The organism is Kineosporiaceae bacterium (assembly GCA_016713225.1).
Classification (GTDB): domain Bacteria; phylum Actinomycetota; class Actinomycetes; order Actinomycetales; family Kineosporiaceae; genus JADJPO01.
This window is the reverse complement of record JADJPO010000002.1, coordinates 248,854-266,197: the sequence shown is the minus strand read 5'-3', so window position 1 is coordinate 266,197 and position 17,344 is coordinate 248,854. Positions and strand designations below refer to the sequence as shown.

The 17,344-nt window shown below is 70.1% G+C and carries 17 protein-coding genes, 1 tRNA gene and 1 pseudogene; 5 read left to right on the top strand and 14 right to left on the bottom strand.

Features of this window, described 5'->3' with window-relative positions:
• Positions 1-40 precede the first annotated feature (40 nt).
• The 3 genes from IPK24_07315 to IPK24_07305 form a co-directional block, all read right to left on the bottom strand.
• Positions 41-763, bottom strand: a complete 723-nt coding sequence (locus tag IPK24_07315) for an aldo/keto reductase (GenBank protein ID MBK8075364.1) — start codon at positions 761-763, stop codon at positions 41-43.
• A gap of 77 nt (positions 764-840) precedes the next feature.
• Positions 841-1,479, bottom strand: a complete 639-nt coding sequence (locus IPK24_07310; GenBank protein ID MBK8075363.1) for a 3'-5' exonuclease — start codon at positions 1,477-1,479, stop codon at positions 841-843.
• Entirely contained in the window at positions 1,476-2,615 is a 1,140-nt protein-coding gene (locus IPK24_07305) for a radical SAM protein (protein MBK8075362.1), read from the bottom strand. The genes IPK24_07310 and IPK24_07305 overlap by 4 nt, the downstream gene beginning before the upstream one ends.
• A 272-nt stretch (positions 2,616-2,887) precedes the next feature.
• Here IPK24_07305 and IPK24_07300 point away from each other — a divergent pair.
• Together IPK24_07300 and IPK24_07295 are read left to right on the top strand one after the other, a co-directional pair.
• Positions 2,888-3,046: pseudogene (locus IPK24_07300) on the top strand (excisionase family DNA-binding protein).
• 23 nt (positions 3,047-3,069) lie between these two features.
• Positions 3,070-4,317, top strand: coding sequence for a site-specific integrase (locus tag IPK24_07295; GenBank protein MBK8075361.1), 1,248 nt, complete (start codon positions 3,070-3,072; stop codon positions 4,315-4,317).
• Positions 4,318-4,392: 75 nt separating this feature from the next.
• On the opposite strand, the gene IPK24_07290 is transcribed toward IPK24_07295, so the two are convergent.
• The 3 genes from IPK24_07290 to IPK24_07280 form a co-directional block, all read right to left on the bottom strand.
• A tRNA-Ser gene (locus IPK24_07290) sits at positions 4,393-4,479 on the bottom strand.
• Positions 4,480-4,650: 171 nt separating this feature from the next.
• Positions 4,651-5,085 (bottom strand): nucleoside deaminase, encoded by a 435-nt coding sequence (locus IPK24_07285; GenBank protein ID MBK8075360.1) that lies wholly within the window; start codon positions 5,083-5,085, stop codon positions 4,651-4,653.
• Between the two features lie 74 nt (positions 5,086-5,159).
• Positions 5,160-5,684 (bottom strand): tRNA adenosine deaminase-associated protein, encoded by a 525-nt coding sequence (locus IPK24_07280; protein ID MBK8075359.1) that lies wholly within the window; start codon positions 5,682-5,684, stop codon positions 5,160-5,162.
• Between the two features lie 59 nt (positions 5,685-5,743).
• Between IPK24_07280 and upp the strand changes: the two genes are divergently transcribed.
• The 3 genes from upp to IPK24_07265 all read left to right on the top strand — a co-directional run bounded on the left by upp (position 5,744) and on the right by IPK24_07265 (position 7,800).
• Complete coding sequence (gene upp, locus IPK24_07275) at positions 5,744-6,379, top strand: uracil phosphoribosyltransferase (GenBank protein MBK8075358.1); 636 nt, start codon at positions 5,744-5,746, stop codon at positions 6,377-6,379.
• A 237-nt stretch (positions 6,380-6,616) separates the two neighbouring features.
• The gene (locus tag IPK24_07270; protein MBK8075357.1) at positions 6,617-6,787 is read left to right on the top strand and encodes a hypothetical protein; all 171 of its coding nucleotides are present in this window, start codon (positions 6,617-6,619) and stop codon (positions 6,785-6,787) included.
• Between the two features lie 5 nt (positions 6,788-6,792).
• The gene (locus tag IPK24_07265) at positions 6,793-7,800 is read left to right on the top strand and encodes a PH domain-containing protein (protein ID MBK8075356.1); all 1,008 of its coding nucleotides are present in this window, start codon (positions 6,793-6,795) and stop codon (positions 7,798-7,800) included.
• A 73-nt stretch (positions 7,801-7,873) separates the two neighbouring features.
• Here IPK24_07265 and IPK24_07260 read toward each other — a convergent pair whose 3' ends face one another.
• The 8 genes from IPK24_07260 to IPK24_07225 form a co-directional block, all read right to left on the bottom strand.
• Positions 7,874-8,665 (bottom strand): VWA domain-containing protein, encoded by a 792-nt coding sequence (locus IPK24_07260; GenBank protein MBK8075355.1) that lies wholly within the window; start codon positions 8,663-8,665, stop codon positions 7,874-7,876.
• A 481-nt stretch (positions 8,666-9,146) separates the two neighbouring features.
• Positions 9,147-10,730 carry an Hsp70 family protein gene (locus IPK24_07255; protein ID MBK8075354.1) on the bottom strand — a complete coding sequence of 528 codons (1,584 nt, stop codon included), beginning with the start codon at positions 10,728-10,730 and terminating at the stop codon, positions 9,147-9,149.
• A 34-nt stretch (positions 10,731-10,764) separates the two neighbouring features.
• Entirely contained in the window at positions 10,765-13,533 is a 2,769-nt protein-coding gene (locus IPK24_07250) for an ATP-binding protein (GenBank protein MBK8075353.1), read from the bottom strand.
• Positions 13,534-13,543: 10 nt separating this feature from the next.
• On the bottom strand, positions 13,544-13,795 hold the full coding sequence (locus IPK24_07245) for a hypothetical protein (GenBank protein MBK8075352.1): 252 nt from the start codon (positions 13,793-13,795) through the stop codon (positions 13,544-13,546).
• Positions 13,792-14,496 (bottom strand): hypothetical protein, encoded by a 705-nt coding sequence (locus IPK24_07240; GenBank protein MBK8075351.1) that lies wholly within the window; start codon positions 14,494-14,496, stop codon positions 13,792-13,794. The genes IPK24_07245 and IPK24_07240 overlap by 4 nt, the downstream gene beginning before the upstream one ends.
• A 27-nt stretch (positions 14,497-14,523) precedes the next feature.
• The gene (locus tag IPK24_07235; protein ID MBK8075350.1) at positions 14,524-15,120 is read right to left on the bottom strand and encodes a hypothetical protein; all 597 of its coding nucleotides are present in this window, start codon (positions 15,118-15,120) and stop codon (positions 14,524-14,526) included.
• A gap of 322 nt (positions 15,121-15,442) precedes the next feature.
• Complete coding sequence (locus tag IPK24_07230; protein ID MBK8075349.1) at positions 15,443-15,649, bottom strand: hypothetical protein; 207 nt, start codon at positions 15,647-15,649, stop codon at positions 15,443-15,445.
• Entirely contained in the window at positions 15,646-17,325 is a 1,680-nt protein-coding gene (locus IPK24_07225) for a hypothetical protein (GenBank protein ID MBK8075348.1), read from the bottom strand. The genes IPK24_07230 and IPK24_07225 overlap by 4 nt, the downstream gene beginning before the upstream one ends.
• Positions 17,326-17,344 lie beyond the last annotated feature (19 nt).

Here is a 17,344-nt window from a genome sequence, read left to right as displayed (position 1 = left end):
CGATTCACCAGCGGTTGATGCGGACAATCGGGCTGGGTCCTCACCCCATCGCCGTCAGGTTCTCCTGAAGGTGCGCAAGGGATCGCGTGCCGGGCACGGTCGCGACGTGCGGGCCGTGTGCGAGTACCCACCGCAACAGCTCTGCCGTGCTCGGTCGCCGGTGCCCGGGCGATGGGTTGGGGCGAATCAGTGCGCCCTGCGCGAGGGGCGAGTGGGCCACGAAGGCCACCCCCGTGCTGCCGCAGTGCTCGACCACGTCGCGGCTGTCGGTGTCGGCCTGGTGGTAGCGGTTCTGGACTGCCGCGATCGGGGTGAGGGCCTGCGCTTCCTGCAGGTGGTCGAGGGTGACCTGCGACAGTCCGATGTGGCGGATCTTTCCCTCGGCCCGCAGGTCGATGAGGACACCGATCTGGTCGGCCAGCGGGACGGCGGGATCGACCCGGTGCAGGTAGTACAGGTCGATGCACTCGGTCTTGAGTCGTCTCAGGCTGAGGGCCACGCATTGACGCAGGTACTCCGGCCGCCCGCACCGGGCCCATTGGTTCGGACCTGACCTGGTCATTCCGCCCTTGGTGGCGATCAACAGGTGCGAGGGGTAGGGGTGCAAGGCCTTGCGGATCAGGTGTTCTGCTGTCTCGGGGCCGTAGGCGTCGGCCGTGTCGAGGTGGTCGACGCCGTGGTCGATGGCACCGCGCAACAGGTGTCGGACGGCGTCGAGGTCGTCCGGGTGCCACCAGTGGCCGGGGCCGGTGAGCGCGGTCATGGTGCCCAGGCCCACGGGGTGGACGTGATGGTCCCCGATGGCGACCCTCACGGAAACCCTCGGTCGTGCCGCCACGGTCAGGGCACCTCGAACAGCGTCGGCGCGGCGTCCTCGCGCCCTGGCGCGCGGTTCGCCCGGGCGGCGCCGGGGTTCAGGAGGTCACCGACGGTGGGGGTCGTCATCGCCGTGGCCAGGTGCACGAGCAACCTCGCCGCGACGGTGGCGTCGAATGCCGCTCGATGCGCGGAGCCGGGCAGCGCGTCGGCCAGTCCCAGGTGCTCGGCCAGGGCGACCAGGCGGTGGGAGGACAACTCCGGGAACAGTCCCCGGGCCAAGCGGAGGGTGTCGGCCGCCGGCAGGTCGGGCCAGCCGACGATGACACGGCGCACGACGGACAGATCGACGCTCACCTGGTGTCCTGCCACAACGTCCACGTCGGCCAGCTCGGCGAGGATCTCGACGGCGAGCTGCTCGATGGTCGGGGCGTGCTGGAGATCCTCATCGGACAGACCGTGGACCTGCCGCGCCTGCCACGTCACCGGGCGTGGCGGGCGCACCAGCCAGGACCGGGCCGGGCCGACGTCGCCGCCTCGGATCGGGACGATGGCGATCTCGACGAGGTCCGGTTGCGGTTGCCCGTTTCCCTCGACGTCCACCACAGCCCAGGTGACATCGGTCCAGGCCCGATCGAGGACGGATGCGGAGGGCTGGATCATCGGGGATCTCCTTCGCTCCAGCCGATCTCGGCGCGGCCGTGTCGCCCGGGCCGGTGAGGGTGCCGACTGTCGTGCACCTGGTAGCCCAGGGTGTGCTGGAGGTAGTAGCGGGGCTGCTCGTCCAGGCCATTGACGAGCATGCGCCGATCGTCGATATCCACGACCTCCAGGTCGTCGGACTCCGGCAGCCTCGACGCTACCCGTCCTACCTCCTCGACGGTGGGCAGCCGGCGCGTGGTGAGGCAGCGTGCCAGTTGAGCCGCCGGGCAGATGTCGCACAGCTCCCGGATGCCGACGTGACCGTTGTAGTCGGGCATCGCGTGGGCGTAGGACACGGCGCACGACGTCTTGCGGAACAGCGGGACCGTTCCAGACGGGAAGGCGTCCAGGATGCGCCGCTCCAGCTCTGCGGGCACGATCTTGCGGCGCGCCGTGCCTTCGTAGGGCTGGGGCACGCCGTTCGCTCGGTAGTAGGCAGCGATGTCGTCGCGGTAGAAGAGCCCGGTGAAGACCGTGGCGTGCGCGTGCTCGGCCAACCGTCGAGCGTGCCTGAGGTGGTCGGGGGTGTCGTTGAGACCCGGCACAATGGGACGCCAGTAGAACACCGTGCGATAGCGATCGGCGTGCTCGAACGCCGTGGTCAACGACCTCGCCGCAACATGTGAGGGGAACGGCTCGATGCGGGTGTCGTCGATGCCTGACCAGGTGAACAGCAGGGTCACCTTCAAGTGCGTGAGCTCGTTCAGGGCAGCGCAATGCGCCTGGTTCACCGTGTGACGTGTGATCACCAGGACGTGGTTGGTCAGCCCCCGCGCGTCGAGATCCCTCAACACGGCCATGGTGTGCGGTTCCACCTGCGGCAGAAACGGATCCGTCGCCCGATTGAACAGCTGCACCGGAGTCACGTGGGGCTGGAAGTAGCGGTGCCCTACCAGCTCTGCCACGGCCTCAGCGTCGCTGGTCAGGGCGACCGGCCGCTGGTTGTCCCACAGCCCGTAGGTGTGCCGGATGCAGTAGGAACACCCCAGCGGGCAGCCCTGGATGTGGTTCAGACTGAGTCCAGACTTGCGGTACTCCACCACCTCACGCGCCCGATCCGGAAGCCGCCCGAGCACCACGCGCGGCAACAAGGGCACCTCGGCGCAGCGACGTCCCGACACGGCACGACGTTGAACAGGCACATCAGTCATGAGGACGAGCATCGAGACCGCGCCCGACACAGGGAACTGATCGATGCGGACACCTGAACCTGTCCGCATCGGTTGCGGCGCACCACGGATGCGGCGCGACCTTCCCTCCGACGTCACCCATGTATAGTATTACGGTCTAGTACTTCTCTAGCATTGGAGAGTCATGACCGACATCGCCGACCACCAGCCCCGCCTCCTGCTCACGATCCCCAGGCCGCCGCGCGCTCGGGGTCGGCCGCTCGACCATGTACGGCCTGGTCCTGGACGGCGCCGTCGAGTCGGTGACCATCGGACGCCTGCGCCGCATCCCCGCCGACGCGCTCCCCCGTTTCCTGGCGACCCTGCGCGGCGATCACAACACTGCCCAGTCCGCCTGACCGACAAGGACTTTCACTCCGCCATGCCCCGCACACCCGACAGCGGTCGTGCCCCCAACCACGCGTCGTCCATCTACAAGGGCACCGACGGGTACTGGCACGGCCGCGTCACGGTCGGATTCAAGGACGACGGCAGCATCGACCGCCGCCACATCTCGAGCACCAGCCGAGCGGTCGTCACCCGCAAGGTGCGTGACCTCGAACGCCAGCGCGAGCAGGGAGCCATCACCCTCGCGGGCACCTCCTGGACGGTGACCGCGTGGCTCACCTACTGGCTCGAGAACATCGCCGGCCCCTCGGTGCGGCCGAACACGCTGGCGGGCTACTCGGTGGCGGTCAACATCCACCTGATCCCCGGGGTCGGCAAGCACAAGCTGAAGAACCTCACCGCCGAGCACCTCGAGAAGCTCTACCAGCGGATGATCGCCGACGGCAGCAGTCCCGCCACCGCCCACCAGGCCCACCGCACGATCCGGGCCGCCCTCAACGAGGCCGTCCGCCGGCACCACCTACCCAAGAACCCGGCCCAGCTCGCCCGCGCCCCCCGCCTGAACGAGTTCGAGGTCGTGCCGTACACCCTCGCCGAGGTCCGACGCATCCTCGACACCGCCGCCCAGGGCCGCAACGGCGCGCGATGGGCCGTGGCCCTGGCCCTCGGCCTGCGCCAAGGCGAATGCCTCGGCCTGCAGTGGACGGACATCGACCTCGACACCGGCAAACTCACGGTTCGGCGCCAACGCATGCGCCCCAAGTACCGCCACGGCTGCACCGACACCGCCAGCTGCATCGCCCGACAGCCCGGCTATTGCCCCCACCGAGAACTCATCCGACCCGAGGCCGACGACACCAAGTCTCGAGCCGGACGACGCGTGATCGGCCTGCCCGCCGAACTGGTCGACCTGCTCCGCACCCACCGCCACCAGCAGGACGACGAACGGCGCGCCGCCGGGGACATGTGGGTCGAGGGGGGCTGGGTCTTCGCCACCCCGACCGGTGAACCGATCATCCCACGCACCGACTGGGACCACTGGAAGCGCCTGCTGCGCCGCGCCGGCGTGCGCGAATCCCGCCTGCACGACGCCCGCCACACCGCCGCCACCGTGCTCCTCCTGCTCGGCGTGCCCGAACGAGTCGCCATGAGCCTGATGGGCTGGTCCAGCACCAGCATGGCCAGTCGCTACCAGCACATCACCGAAGGACTACGCCGCGACGTCGCCGACGACCTGGGCGCCTTCCTCTGGGGTCGCGAACGGCCGCCAGAGACCAATTGAGACGAAAATTGAGACGAACGAGCAACGCCCGGCTCTGCCAAGATCGGCAGGCCGGGCGTTTTCGCAGGTCAGACGCGGTGGCGGTGGGATTTGAACCCACGGTGGACTTACGCCCACACACGCTTTCGAGGCGTGCTCCTTTGGCCGCTCGGACACGCCACCGTCCGCGAGGATACCTGGTCCAGGCCCGTGCACCCCAATCGGTATCCCCGAGGCATCCCGCCCCCCCCCTCCCGCCGGCCCAGCGCCACCGAGCCACCAACGAGTGGGGACGAACGCACCGTTTCATCATGATCAACGGTGCGTTCGTCCCCACTCGTGGCCTCAAGGTGGTCAGGGGCGACGTCCATCGAAGAACTCACGCAGCACGAGCGAGCACTCGGCCTCACGGACGCCGCCGAGCACCTCGATGCGGTGATTCAGGCGCACATCACGCAGCACGTCGCGCAACGAGCCGGCAGCGCCCGCCTTGGGGTCCCAGGCGCCGAACACCACCCGGTCCACCCGCGCCAGCACGGCCGCCCCGGCGCACATGGTGCAGGGCTCCAACGTCACCACCAGGGTGCATCCCGCCAACCGCCAGGCCCCGAACACGGCCCCGGCCGCGCGCAACGCCAACACCTCGGCGTGTGCCGTCGGGTCGCCGTCGGCCTCACGCGCATTGCGCGCTCGGGCCAGCACCGCGCCGTCCGGGCCGAGCACCACGGCCCCCACCGGCACATCGCCGCCGGCCACGGCAGCCCGGGCCTGCTCCAGGGCGAGCGCCATCGCGGCGTCGTCCGCGGCAGTGACCGGCACGTCACGCCCCGGGCTCAGCCCCGACCCACTCGGGCCGGACACGATCAGCGCAGCGCCTCGAGCAGATCCGAGAAGCCGACCGCCTCGCCGATCTCGCCCAGCACGAATCCCGGGTCGTCGGCGTGCTCCTCGACCAGCTTGCGCAGCGCCTTGCCCCCGACGCCCAGGTCATCGAGTAGGTCGGTCTCGCCCGCCCAGGCGTCGACGGTGATCTCCTCGGGTTCGGCGTCACCGTCCTCGTCCTCGTCGTCGCCGTCGGCCGCTTCGTCCGAGCCGTCGTCGGAGTCGTCGTCCACGTCGGCGGCCGGCGCGAGCAACTCCCCGTAGGACGACCGCGAGGCCGCGTACAGGTCGGAGACGAACAACCGTGGCTCGTCCTCCCCGTCGACGCGAATGATCGCGAACCACTCATCCTCGTGCTCGACCACGGCGAGCACGGGTTGGTCGCCGATGGCGACACCTCGAAGCGCGTCGGCGAGGTCGTCGAGTGAGGAGGTCTCGTCGACCTCCACGTCCCGGGCCTTCCATGCCGCTGCGGACCTGGCCATGACTGCGGTGAAGTACGCCACCTGCACATCGTGGCATCGACCATGGCCATGCGCGAAGAGGTGCGGGTAGGTTCCGCATCATGCATTTGCAGGTGGTGGACCATCCGCTGGTCGCGCACAAGATGACCCTGCTCCGTCAGGACACGACGGACTCACCCACATTCCGCCGCCTGGCGGACGAACTGGTGACGCTGTTGGCCTACGAGGCGACGCGCGACGTCCGGGTCGAGCCGCACCCGATCCGCACCCCGGTGGCCGAGACGATCGGCGTCCACCTGAGCCACCCGCGACCGCTCGTGGTACCCATCCTGCGGGCCGGTCTGGGCATGCTGGACGGTATGACGCGGCTCCTGCCGACTGCGGAGGTCGGCTTCCTGGGCATGGTGCGCGACGAGGCGACGCTGCAGGCCACGACCTATGCCAACCGCCTACCCGAGGACCTCTCGGGCCGGCAGGTCTACATGCTCGACCCGATGCTGGCCACCGGCGGAACGCTGGCCGCCGCGATCCAGTTCGCCTTCGATCGAGGCGCGGACGACGTCACCGCCATCTGCCTGCTGGCCGCCCCCGAGGGCCTCGCCGCGGTCGAGCAGGCCTTCGGCCCCGACGCACCGGTCACCATCGTCGTGGCCGGGGTCGACGAGCGGCTCAACGAGAGCGGCTACATCGTGCCGGGCCTCGGGGACGCCGGGGACCGGCTCTACGGCGTGGTCTGAACCTCGCCGGACTCACCCTCGCCCCTGTCGGACTCGCCGCCCGAGTCGTACTGTGAGTGACAAGAGGTGACACGGCCCGAGGTGTCCGATCCGTCACGCCCGTACCGAACGTGGTACAGATGTGACTGGTGTTGCGTGTGAGAAGTTCGTCGGCGCGCCTCCGTTGCGTCGTCGGCACGGGCGGCCATGCTGAGCCGTTGGACGACGCGAGCAAGCGGAGCCGGTGAGGGAGGTGCAATGAAGGTCAAACCCAAGAGCATCATCATCGGCGTGCTCGTCGTGTTCCTCATCTACGCAGTGATCGTGGATCCGACGACTGCGGCGGACTACGTGCGGGCGATCTTCTTCTTCATCGCCGATGCGGTGAACTCGGTCTTCACGTTCTTCGATGCCCTGCTGAACCGGTAGTTGCGATGTTCGCGTTGCCGCAACCGTGGCCGTGGACCGTCCGCAAGGGGCGGGAGCTGCCGAGCGAGTTCCAGCGGTACCTGTCCGACCCGGAACTCAACGGCGAGGCCCTCGGCGGGCAGGCCCACTGGACCGTCATGATCCAGCCGATCCTGACCACGGCCGGTGGGCTGTTCCTGTGCTTTCTGTTGCTGACTCAGCTGTCCGGCGACCGACTCGCCGGTCTGGGCTTTCTCGTGACCCTGGCCGTGCTGCTGCTGGTCGGCAGACTCGCCTTCCACTACTGGGAGTGGACCCGCAACCTGGTCTTCATCACGGGTAAGCGCGTCATCACCGTGACCGGCATCTTCACCCGAAACGTCGCCATGCTGCCGCTCGGCAAGCTCACCGACATGAACTACATCCGCGGCCCGATCGGCTACCTGCTCGGCTTCGGCCAGTTCCGCATGGAGACGGCCGGCCAGAACCAGGCCGTCGAGATGCTGCGCCACATCCCCAACCCCGATGCGTCCTACCGGCATGTGCAGAACCTGCTGTTCGGCCGGGGTACCACCGACGTCATCCTGCTCGACGTGAAGACCGACAAGCCGGTCACGGTCCGGCAGGAACGTCCGTTCAAGGTCAGGTTCCGCGGCCGCACTCGGCCCAAGGGGGCCGGCGTCGAGTTCGAGACGGACGACGACCCGGACGACTGGTACAGCGGGCCGACGTCTGCCGCGCCACCACCGGCCGCACCGCCGCCTCCCGGACCTTCTCGCACACCTGGTCCGCGGCGTCCGGCGCCGCCCGGCCGTGCCCGAGGGACGGGGACACCCGGTCCGCGCCCCGCCTCGCCCCCCGGCACACCCGGTGGGTCCGCCGCGGGGTCCGCGCCCCCGCGCAGCCGACCGATCCCTCCCCAGCCACCGCACCCATCGGGCGGATCGACCCCCGGTTCGGCCGCGGCCCCGGGCCCAGCGCCACGAGGCAAGAGCTGGAGCCTGGACGAGGCCTGGGACGACGAGGCCGATTAGAGCGGCTGGAGCGGCTGGATCGGCTGGATCGGCACGGCCTCGGTCGGCGGCGTGGCGCCGTCCTCGGCGTCGGTCACGAGCCCGGGTTTCTGCGCAACGAGGTCACCAATCCCGCGACAGCATCGGAGATGGTGTCCGCCGCCGCCGTCCGGGGAGCGCTGCGGTCCTCGGTGGAGATCTCGTCCAGTGCTCGGGCACTCGCATCACCCAGCCCGCAGGTGATGATGCGAATGTTCTTCGCTCGCAGTACATCCGCCGCCTGAGCTGCTGCCCGGGGGTCACCCAGGTCACCGTCCCCGAAGATGGCCACCACCCGGTCGCCACCGCGTCCCTCCAGCAGTCGATCCGCCAGCCGCAGGGTGGGCACGATGTCGTTGCCGCCGCCGGCTCGGGCGGCAGCCAGCAGCCGGTCCAGCGGGCGGCTCTCACGCGACAGCCTGGTGTGGTCGGCGACGTCGGAGTGCCAGAGCACCACCGCCACCTCATAACCCATCGACAGGGCCTCGGCGACGAACCGGTGCGATCCGGCCACCGCCTGAGCCAGCGGCGTTCCGTACATCGACCCACTCACATCGAGGCAGAGCACCACGGCCCCACCGAGCTGTTGCTGGATCGAGGCCAGGTGCTTTCCGACCGGGTACTGCGTCAGCCCGACCGCCTCGAACCGGCGGCGCAACCAGACCTGCTGGCTCCCGCTGCCCCTGTCGCCCTCGGTCCCGCTCACCCTGCACCTCCGCGTCGCAGCCCTGTCGCCAGCCCGGCCACCGCGTCGGCGATGCTGTCCGGAGCGGCGGTCCGCGGCGCCGCTTCGCGTTCGGTCGAGATCTCGTCCAGACTGCGCGCGCTCGCCGCACCCAGACCACACGTCACGATGCGGATGTTCTTGCGCCGCATGGCATCCGCCTGCGTGATGGCCCGGTGACGATTGCCCAGGTCACCGTCACCGAACACCGCCACCACCAGATCGCCGGGGCGACCGCTCAGCAGGTTCTCGGCGGTGACCAGCGCCGCGAAGACATCGGTTCCGCCGGCGATCGCGGCCTGACTCAGAAAGCGGCCGAGCGCCTTGGCATCGCGCTGCAGGGCGATCTGCGCCGCGACGCCGGTGTCCCACAGGATGATGCCGACGCTGTAGTGCTGGTCGAGCGCCTCGCCGACGAAGCGCCGGGCACCGGCCACCGCTTGTTTCAGCGGCGACCCACTCATCGATCCACTGACGTCGATGCAGAGCACCACGGATCCACCGAGCTGGTCCTGAATGGCCGACAGGTGCCGTCCGGTCGGGTACTGGGTCAGGCCGGCGGCGGTGAAATCCCGCCGGATCCACGACACACCAGGTGGCGTGCTCATGAGGAGATCCGCAGGGAGGACACGTGGTGACGCTGTGCGGCGGCCGCCGCGCCGTCCACGACGCCCTCCATGTAGGACTCGAGTACCAGGACCTTGCCACTGCGTGGCTCGAGTGCCGTGCACCGGATGCGGCCGTCGGGGGCCACGGCGAGGGTCAGCTCGATCGGTGACCCCGCGGGCAGTTGCGGCAGGCCGATCAGTTCTCCGTCCAGCACGCGCCGATTGTTGGCCAGATCGGGTGAGGGCATCGGGCCGGCCTGCTCGAAGAGCTCGACCCGCACCCGGTCCTGGTTCTTCATGATCGTGGCGAACGTCGCCTCGACACCGACGACCGGCAGCGGGGTGTTCGCCGTCACCAGATGCTCGACGAACAGGCGGGTGCCCGACGGGTCGTGGCTGTCGCGCAGGAGGACGCCGATGGCCCGCGGCACCACCCCGGTCGCCGGCTGCAGCGAACGCGCCCGTTCGCCCTTGGCACTCACCGCGATCAGCGGCTGCTCGGGCGGCACCCCGGCCCGTCGATCGAGCGCCGCTGCGTGCAGGGCCGCACCCTTCGCGACCGCCAGGTCGGGGTCGCGAAGCGCCACCGGGACGTTCACCGCCTCCCGCAGCGCCGCCGCGATCATCGGCATCTTGGTCGACCCACCGACCAGGATCACCTCACGCAGCGGCAGCCGGCACCGCGTTCCGGCCAGGGAGAGCGCTCGCTGCACCACCTCGAGGGTCATCGCCACCAGATCGGCGGTCCGCTCCTCGAAGTCGCTGCGGGAGAGGGCGATGCGTGACCTCTCCCGGCCACGGGTCAAGGTGACCGACGCCGACTCCCGTTCGCTCAGCTGCTTCTTGAGGTCCTCCGCGGCGGCGGCCACCGCGAGCTGGAAGTCGTCGTCGTCGAGGGCATCCTCGTCCTGCGTCACGGCAACGAAGCGCTCCAGGAGCAGCGATTGCAGCCGATCGTCCCAGTTGAGACCACCCAGGCGACTCGACCCATCGGTCACCAGCACTCGCGGGCCTTCGGCGCCGACCTCCAACACCGTGGTGTCGAAGGTGCCCCCGCCGAGGTCATAGACCAGGACGAGCCCGGACGTTCCGCTGTCGACACCGTAGGACACCGCCGCAGCCACCGGCTCGGCCACCAGTTCCATCAGGTCGAGGCCCGCGATCGCCGCAGCCTGAGCGGTGGCCTCCTTCTCGGCGACACCGAAATAGGCCGGCACCGTGATCACCGCACGCAGCGACTCGGGGGCGACCCCCAGCGCATTCGCCGCCGTCACCGCCAAGGCTCGCAGGATCACACCGGAGATGCCCTCGGGCGTGAGGTCGACCTCGTCGAACCGGCGGGTCAGTTCCGTGCCCATGTCCCGCTTGACGGCGGTGACCACGCGGTCCGGCTCCACGGCCTGCGAGGCCTTCGCGAGCCGACCGACCACCGCCTCGCCCCGGCGGACGAAGTGCACCGCCGACGGGATGAGCACGTTCCCCTCGACATCGGTGAGCGCCTGCGCCTCACCCCGCTCGTCGAGGGCCGCGACGACGGAGTACGTCGTGCCGAGATCGATGCCGATCGCTCGACCGGTCATGACCACCAACTCCTCGTGGTTCGCATCCTCATCGTCACGGACAGATCCTGGCGACCAGCTGCTCGAGTACCGACCGGGGCAGCGCACCCTGCTGAACCCCTTGCGCCAGCTGGCATCGCATCACCGTCTTGGCAGCGCGCTCGCCGAGCAACGGGAGCAACTCGGCGAACTGCGCCACGCCCCAGTCGACGACATCGGGCAGATCACGGCGCCACCCGGCAGTGCGCAGCACACCCGGTCCGTAGCGGGGTGCGGCGCGGTTGAGGACGGCGGCCGGCACCCGGACCTGGCACTTGCGGCCACATTGATCGCACACGCCGCCGCGCAGCCCCGGCAGGGTGGCCGCCTCACGTTCGGCGGGCCGGCGCTCCTGCCACGCCTGGAAGGCCACACCGAGCATGACGTCGTACTGCTTGCGGCTGCCGATGGCGCCCAGCGAGCGCTCCTGCCCGATCACCCGGCGTAGACCGGCCCAGGCCAGGCAATCGGTCGGCAGCCCGGCCCCGATGGACAGCAGCGACCGGTACACCTTCGCGCGCAACGCCGTCCCGTCGCCCTCACCCAGCCGCAACCCCACCAGGAACAGGGCCAGGTGGGACGCGGCCTCCGGAGCGGCCGCCCACGCCCGGAAGTGATCCTCGACCGCGACCGCGGTCTCGGCGGTACAACACGGCCAGGTACTGGCGCCGGAGGCCACCGTGGCCGCCCGCGCGGGAAATCGAGGGGACGCCGGGTGAACTCGCACCGTCTGGGGCACGGGCTCTGATCTGGTCGAGACCAGCACCTGACCTCGCTGCAGGGTACCGAGCAGGCCCGCCCGGTCGGGCGGCAACCCGATGGCGCCGGCCACCTGCTGCTGATCGTCGGGATGGACGATGCGGTGAACCAGCTTCAGGTTGGTGTTGCGCAGCACATCGGAGGACACCTTCGACGGGCTCTGGTCCACCACCAGGACCTGCTGGCCGTAACTTCTGACCTCGGCCAGCATGGCCGAGAGCAACTCGGCCGAAACCCTTGCGGCGCTGCCGTTCTCGCTGTCCGGAGCGGACGGCCCAAGCTCGGGGATCACCCGGTGCGCCTCCTCGAGCACCAGCACGTGGTCCACCACGGCCAACGGCCGGCCGGAGCGGGCTCGGGCCCGGGCACGATTCCAGGTGGCCATCGCCAGGAGCAGCACGATGAACGATCGTTCCTCGTCGTCCACCAGGTCGGCCAAGGTCACCACCGTCGGCTGGTCGAACAGCCCGTGCACCATCGAGGAATTCGGCCAACCGAACCGGTGCGCACGCACCGGTGCGAGCAACAACGACAGCCGGGTCATCAACGCCGCACGGATGTTGGTCCGGGCCTCGGCCGCATAGCCCAGGGAGTCGATGAGGGGATCGAGCGCGTCCCGGATGTCGTGCAGCGTCGCTCCGGCCGGACCGCCCGGCTGCATGGCCACCGTGTCGAACAGGTGCGTGACCACGTACGGAGCCGGACTCGGCATCGTGAACGCGCCGCGAAACGCCTGCGCCACCTGGACGATGTGCCGGCGATCATCGGTACCCGGCCATGGCTCGAGCAGGTTCATCCGCAGGTCGTTGCCGGTCACCACCCGCACGCCACCGCGGAACAGGGACGCCGCCCCGGAGTACTCGTCCTTGACCGGGTCGATCACCAGGAACGGCACGTGGTTGTCGTTCCAGAGTGCGGCGAGCAGCCGGTGCAGCGAGGTCGTCTTCCCCGAACCTGTCGTGCCGGTGAGAAATCCGTGACCCTCGAGGTCGTCCAGGCCGATCTGCGCCGGCAGGTCGACCCCCCAGTAGGTGCCCAGCTCGATCGGCTGCGACGAGTCCGTCGGTCGACGACCACCCGGCGGCGCCGCCCGTACCGCGAGCCCCGGGACACCGCGGCGCGGGGGCACCAGCATGCCGCCTAGGTCGGCACTGGTGAGCAAGGAGGTCGGCGCGGCGCCGCCTGATGCCGCCAGGGCCGACGCGGCGAACGATCGACCCGACTCACCCGGAACGGCCGCTCGCAGCGCGGCGATCACCTGATCCAGCGTCGCCGGGTCCGGGCCGGCGGCCCAGGTGTCGACCGACCACAGACCGATGGTGCGGCCGCGGGTGCCGTGGGCGTAGAGCACATCGAGCCAGGTCTGCACCCGGGTCCAGGCCTGGCTGACCACGGTGGTCGACTCGACCGCTGTCAGCGTGGTGGTGACCGACATCATCGCGGCCGCCTGGTCGGCCAGGGCGAGCAGCCGCTCGGTGAGCGCGTCCACCTGTTGGGGCCCGGATCCGGTCAGGTGCCAGTGCACACACCAGCTGCCGGGAATGCCCTGGATGCGATCGACCAACGATTCGGGGCGTTCGATCGCGGGCGAGCCCTCGCGCACCTCCACCACGCCCTGCACCCGGTGAACCACCCCGAGGGCGTGCCAGGCCTCGGCACCGGGCGGCGTGGCCTCCTCGAGATCGTGGTCCGGGGTCAGCAGGGCGCGGGCACGGGCCGTCGTCGCCTGGTCGAGGAAGCCGAGGTACAGCCCGATGCCCGAGGCGTCGTCGTGGCGGAGCACGACGTCCAGCTGCATGCCGGGACCGGCGAGCACGCTGAGCAGCATCGCCAGCGGCGACTCCGTACCGCCGTCCCACTCCGGGACGGCGAGCACCCGCACCCAGCGTCGCCGCGGCGGCCCCGGCCACGGGGCACACTCACCGGACACCACCCGGCCGTAGCGCAGGGCCACCAGGGCATCGGACGGGGCCTCGCGCACCAGCCGGGCGGGCAGACCGTAACGCTCGACGAGGTCGAGGGGCATCGGCGTCCCGTCAGCCGGCCGGGCGCGAGAGCTCGTCGAGCAGTGCCTCGGCCGTGCGTCCGAGTCGCACCGGACCAGCGCGTCCGGTGGTGTCGGCGACCACCCAGGCCACCGTGCCCACCGGGGGCGAGCCACACTCCGGACGCCACCGGAACAGCCATCCCGCCGGACGGCGCGTCCCGACGTAGCACTCGGGATCGGCTGCCGGTGATCCCATGCTGCGCAAGGTGATCCGCGCAGCCTCCTCCGTCATCTCGCTCACCACAACGCCCTTCCGTTCCCGTCCCAGCCGACGGCACGAACCCGATCGACCGATGCCATGGCGGGGTGTCCCGTGCCCTCGTGCCAGTCGTAGACCTCGCCGAGCTGGCCGTCCACGACGCGCACCTGCCCTTCGTGATTCACCACGTTGTAGGCGTGGCCCCCGGGGTTGCCGTCGTGGTCGACGAAATCGGTGTGCACGATGGCGCTCGATCCCGGACCGCCCTCCAACACCCGATCACGGACGTCGTCCGCCGAGCGCATCGCGTGAAACGACTCACCGGCCCATTCCTGGGTGCGCCCATCGGTCTCACCCCTCAGCTCCGAGCGTCCGGCGGCCTCCTCGCGGTCGCCTCGCCAGGTTCGTTCCACCGCTCGAGAGCAGTCCGCACAGTTGACCTGATACGCAGGGGAGCTGTCGAGCATGGGGTTGATCTGATGAACCGTGCGCTCCGGGTCCTGGAACCGCTCGACCGGCGTCGTGCGACTCATGGGCTCGAGATACTCCCCCGGGTGCCGATCGTGCAGCTCTCGCAGCGGAACCTCGCGCAACCCGGTCGATTCCGGGGCGCTGCGGTCGAGGCGCTCCAGCCCGTCGTCCGGCCGTTCGAGGTGTTCGCTCGTCGGTTCCTCCGCGGAGCGCGCATCCTCGATCGTTCGATGATCGTCGGGTTCGCCCCGATCCGTGAACTCGGTACTCACACGAGACCTCCTCTCTCCACAGCGATCTCAACCACCCAGCCGGATCATGCCGCACGACTGCAGCAGGACCAGCAGAACGAACAGTCCGGCCGCCACCTTCAGCAGGCCTCGTGCCACCGGGTATCTCGCCGCCGCGGGGACATGGCCGCGCACCGACGCACCGGAGGCCATGTCACGGACCGACGAGGCCAGCAGCACGCGAGCCCTGGTGAATCGTCCCCGGACCTCGACGTCGGCGCCCTGGTAGATCCCGGTGCCTCGCTGCTCGCCCCGCAACAGGCAGTGGACGACGGTGCCGTCGGCGCACTGCACCCGAAACGGGGTGGAGGGAACCTGGAGCGGGGTGGGGGGCATGCCGGCCGATCGGCCACCCATGCCCATACCCATCCCCAGGATCCAGCGCAGGGGGGAGAAGAGCAGACCCAGGACGATCATGATGGCTTTCGGCACGGCCGTGGCGAGGCCGAGGCCGAAGCGGCCCAGGGCGCCCTCGAGTTCGCGGTTCACGGTGTCGAATCGCGGCGGCTGCACCTCCACGACGCGCCCGATCACATGGACTCCGCCCAGCAGGGACTGCGAGACCTGGGCAGGCCCCGAAGCCCGCCCCGACGCGCCACCAGGCACGCCGGGCCCACCTGCGGCGGTCGAGCCGGCGCCCGGAGCCGGAGGAGCAAAGGACCCGTCCCCGCGCGGCGGCGGGGCGGGCGGCCTCGGAGTCGTGGCGCCCGGAGGGCGCGACGGCGGGGCGGGTGACGGAGCAGGTACCGGAGACGGCACTGGAGCTGGAGACGGCGATGGAACCGGTGGCGATGGAGCCGCACCGCGATAGCCGCCGTCGCCCACCGGTCCTGATCGGGTCGCCGGGAGCCGGAAGTGGCAGACCGGGCATCGGTTGCTGCCGGCCGGCCAGGCGCGCTCGCAGCGCGGGCACTGGGTCGGCGTCATGTCATGCCCACGGGAAGTCCACGACGTGGAAGACCTTCCACTGCAGGAACCACGACCAGTCCCACCAACCCTGAACCAGCCTCGACCCGTTGCCGTCCGTGACGTACCAGCTCACCAGCAGCAGGAACGCCAGGACGATCGTGACCAGGTGAAGCACGCTCCAGGACCGACGCAACACCCGGTGTGCCACCGGGATCTGGCTGGTCACGACGCGGCCTCCTTCGGCTCGGGGATCAGTTGTGCCCCACCCTGCTCGATCGCGCAGAGCAAGGGCTGCACCGGATGCAGCGGATGGTCGACGTCCGTGGTGTTCATCGAATCGACGACGAAGTACCGAACCGTGAGGAAGTCTCGTTCCAGCCGGCGCACCAACAGGTCCTGGTCGACCCCGATCAGCCACGACCGGATGCCCTCCGAGTCCGCATCTCGCAGGTCACGCCCCACGCCGAGGCGGGTCAGGACGTCGGCCTTGGGTAACACCACGACCAACGTGCGCTTGTCGGTGGGCACCCCTTCCTGGCGCAGGCGGTCGACCACGGCCGCATACGCCTCCTCGGCCCGCCCCTCCGCGACCAGCAGCTGCCCCTGGTGGGTGGAGCGGCGGAACTCCCGTTGGACAGCGGGGATGGCCAGCGGATCCATCACGAACAGCATCGAGCGGGCGTTGTCGAAATAGCGCAACCGCGCCGTGGTGTCCCAGTTCTGGAACAGCTCGCCGGCGGCATCGAGCAACTGCAGCTCCACCGGGCGAGGTCCGGACCCCTGCGCCAGCAGCGCGACCCCCCGAGGGATGGCGTCCGGGGTCTTGACGGTGTTGCGGCGGTCGACGACGAGCGCCTCGGCGTCCGAGAGGAACGCCTCCGCCTCATCGTTCAGCGGGGTCAGCGACCCGCCCGTGCGGGTCAACCGCATCGCCAGACCCACACTCGCCGCGACCAGCAGCCGGGTCTTGCCCGCGGCGACCTCCCCGATGATGGGCAACATCACCGTCTGGCGGGTTCCTGCGCCCGCGGACTGCTCCGCATCGCACGAGGGGCACCGGATCGCCAGGCTGCGCGAGGCGGAGGACACGGTGGTCGGCAGCAACTCGCCACACGCGCATCGACGGCCGACCACACCGAGCGGGCCGGGGCGCATGTCGCGGTGGATCACGCCACACGAGGCGTTGCTGCAGGCGTAACTCGGCACACTCGACTCGGTGAAGCACTCGACGCAGATCATCGAGGCGCGGTCACGGCGCAAGCTCACCCGGTCACGCAGCCGGTGCACCCACAACATGAGCGCACGACCGAGCGAGAGCAGGGCACCGACGGCCCCCATGAGCAGGAACCACACCGCCACCGACGCGACCAGGCCGATGCTGAAGCCGGCGAAGGGCACCGCCAGGAACAGGTATCGCGCCGCGGTCGGGGCTGCCGGCGCGGCCAGGGCGATGTCTCGCCCCCGCACCGCGCTGACCAGGGTGGCCCAGTGCATCGGACGCGTGCCCGAGACCAGTCCCCAGGCTCGGTGGAGCCACAATCGGGTCTCGGCCGCCACCGCCCGGGCATCGTATTCGGCTTGGTAGGGAAGGTAACTGGGCCAGGCGTGGTCCCAGCCGAAGTGCTTGGCCGGCCCCCTCGGTCGGCCGCGCAGCGCGGTACCGGCGATGACGTCGTCAGGGGTCAGCAGCCGGGGGACGGTGTGCGCCCGCCCCGCCAGCACCGTCCAGGGCACCCACAGGCCCACCAGGGCGCCGACGAGGGCGCCCACGGCCAGGACCACGGCGTAGTAGAAGATCAGGTAGGACAGCAGCCGGAAGAACAGCACCAGCGCAATCCACAACGCGTAGAAGATCAGCATCACGACGGCCATGACCGCGAGGGCGCCGAAGACGAATTGCATTACCCCTCCACCCCTGCAC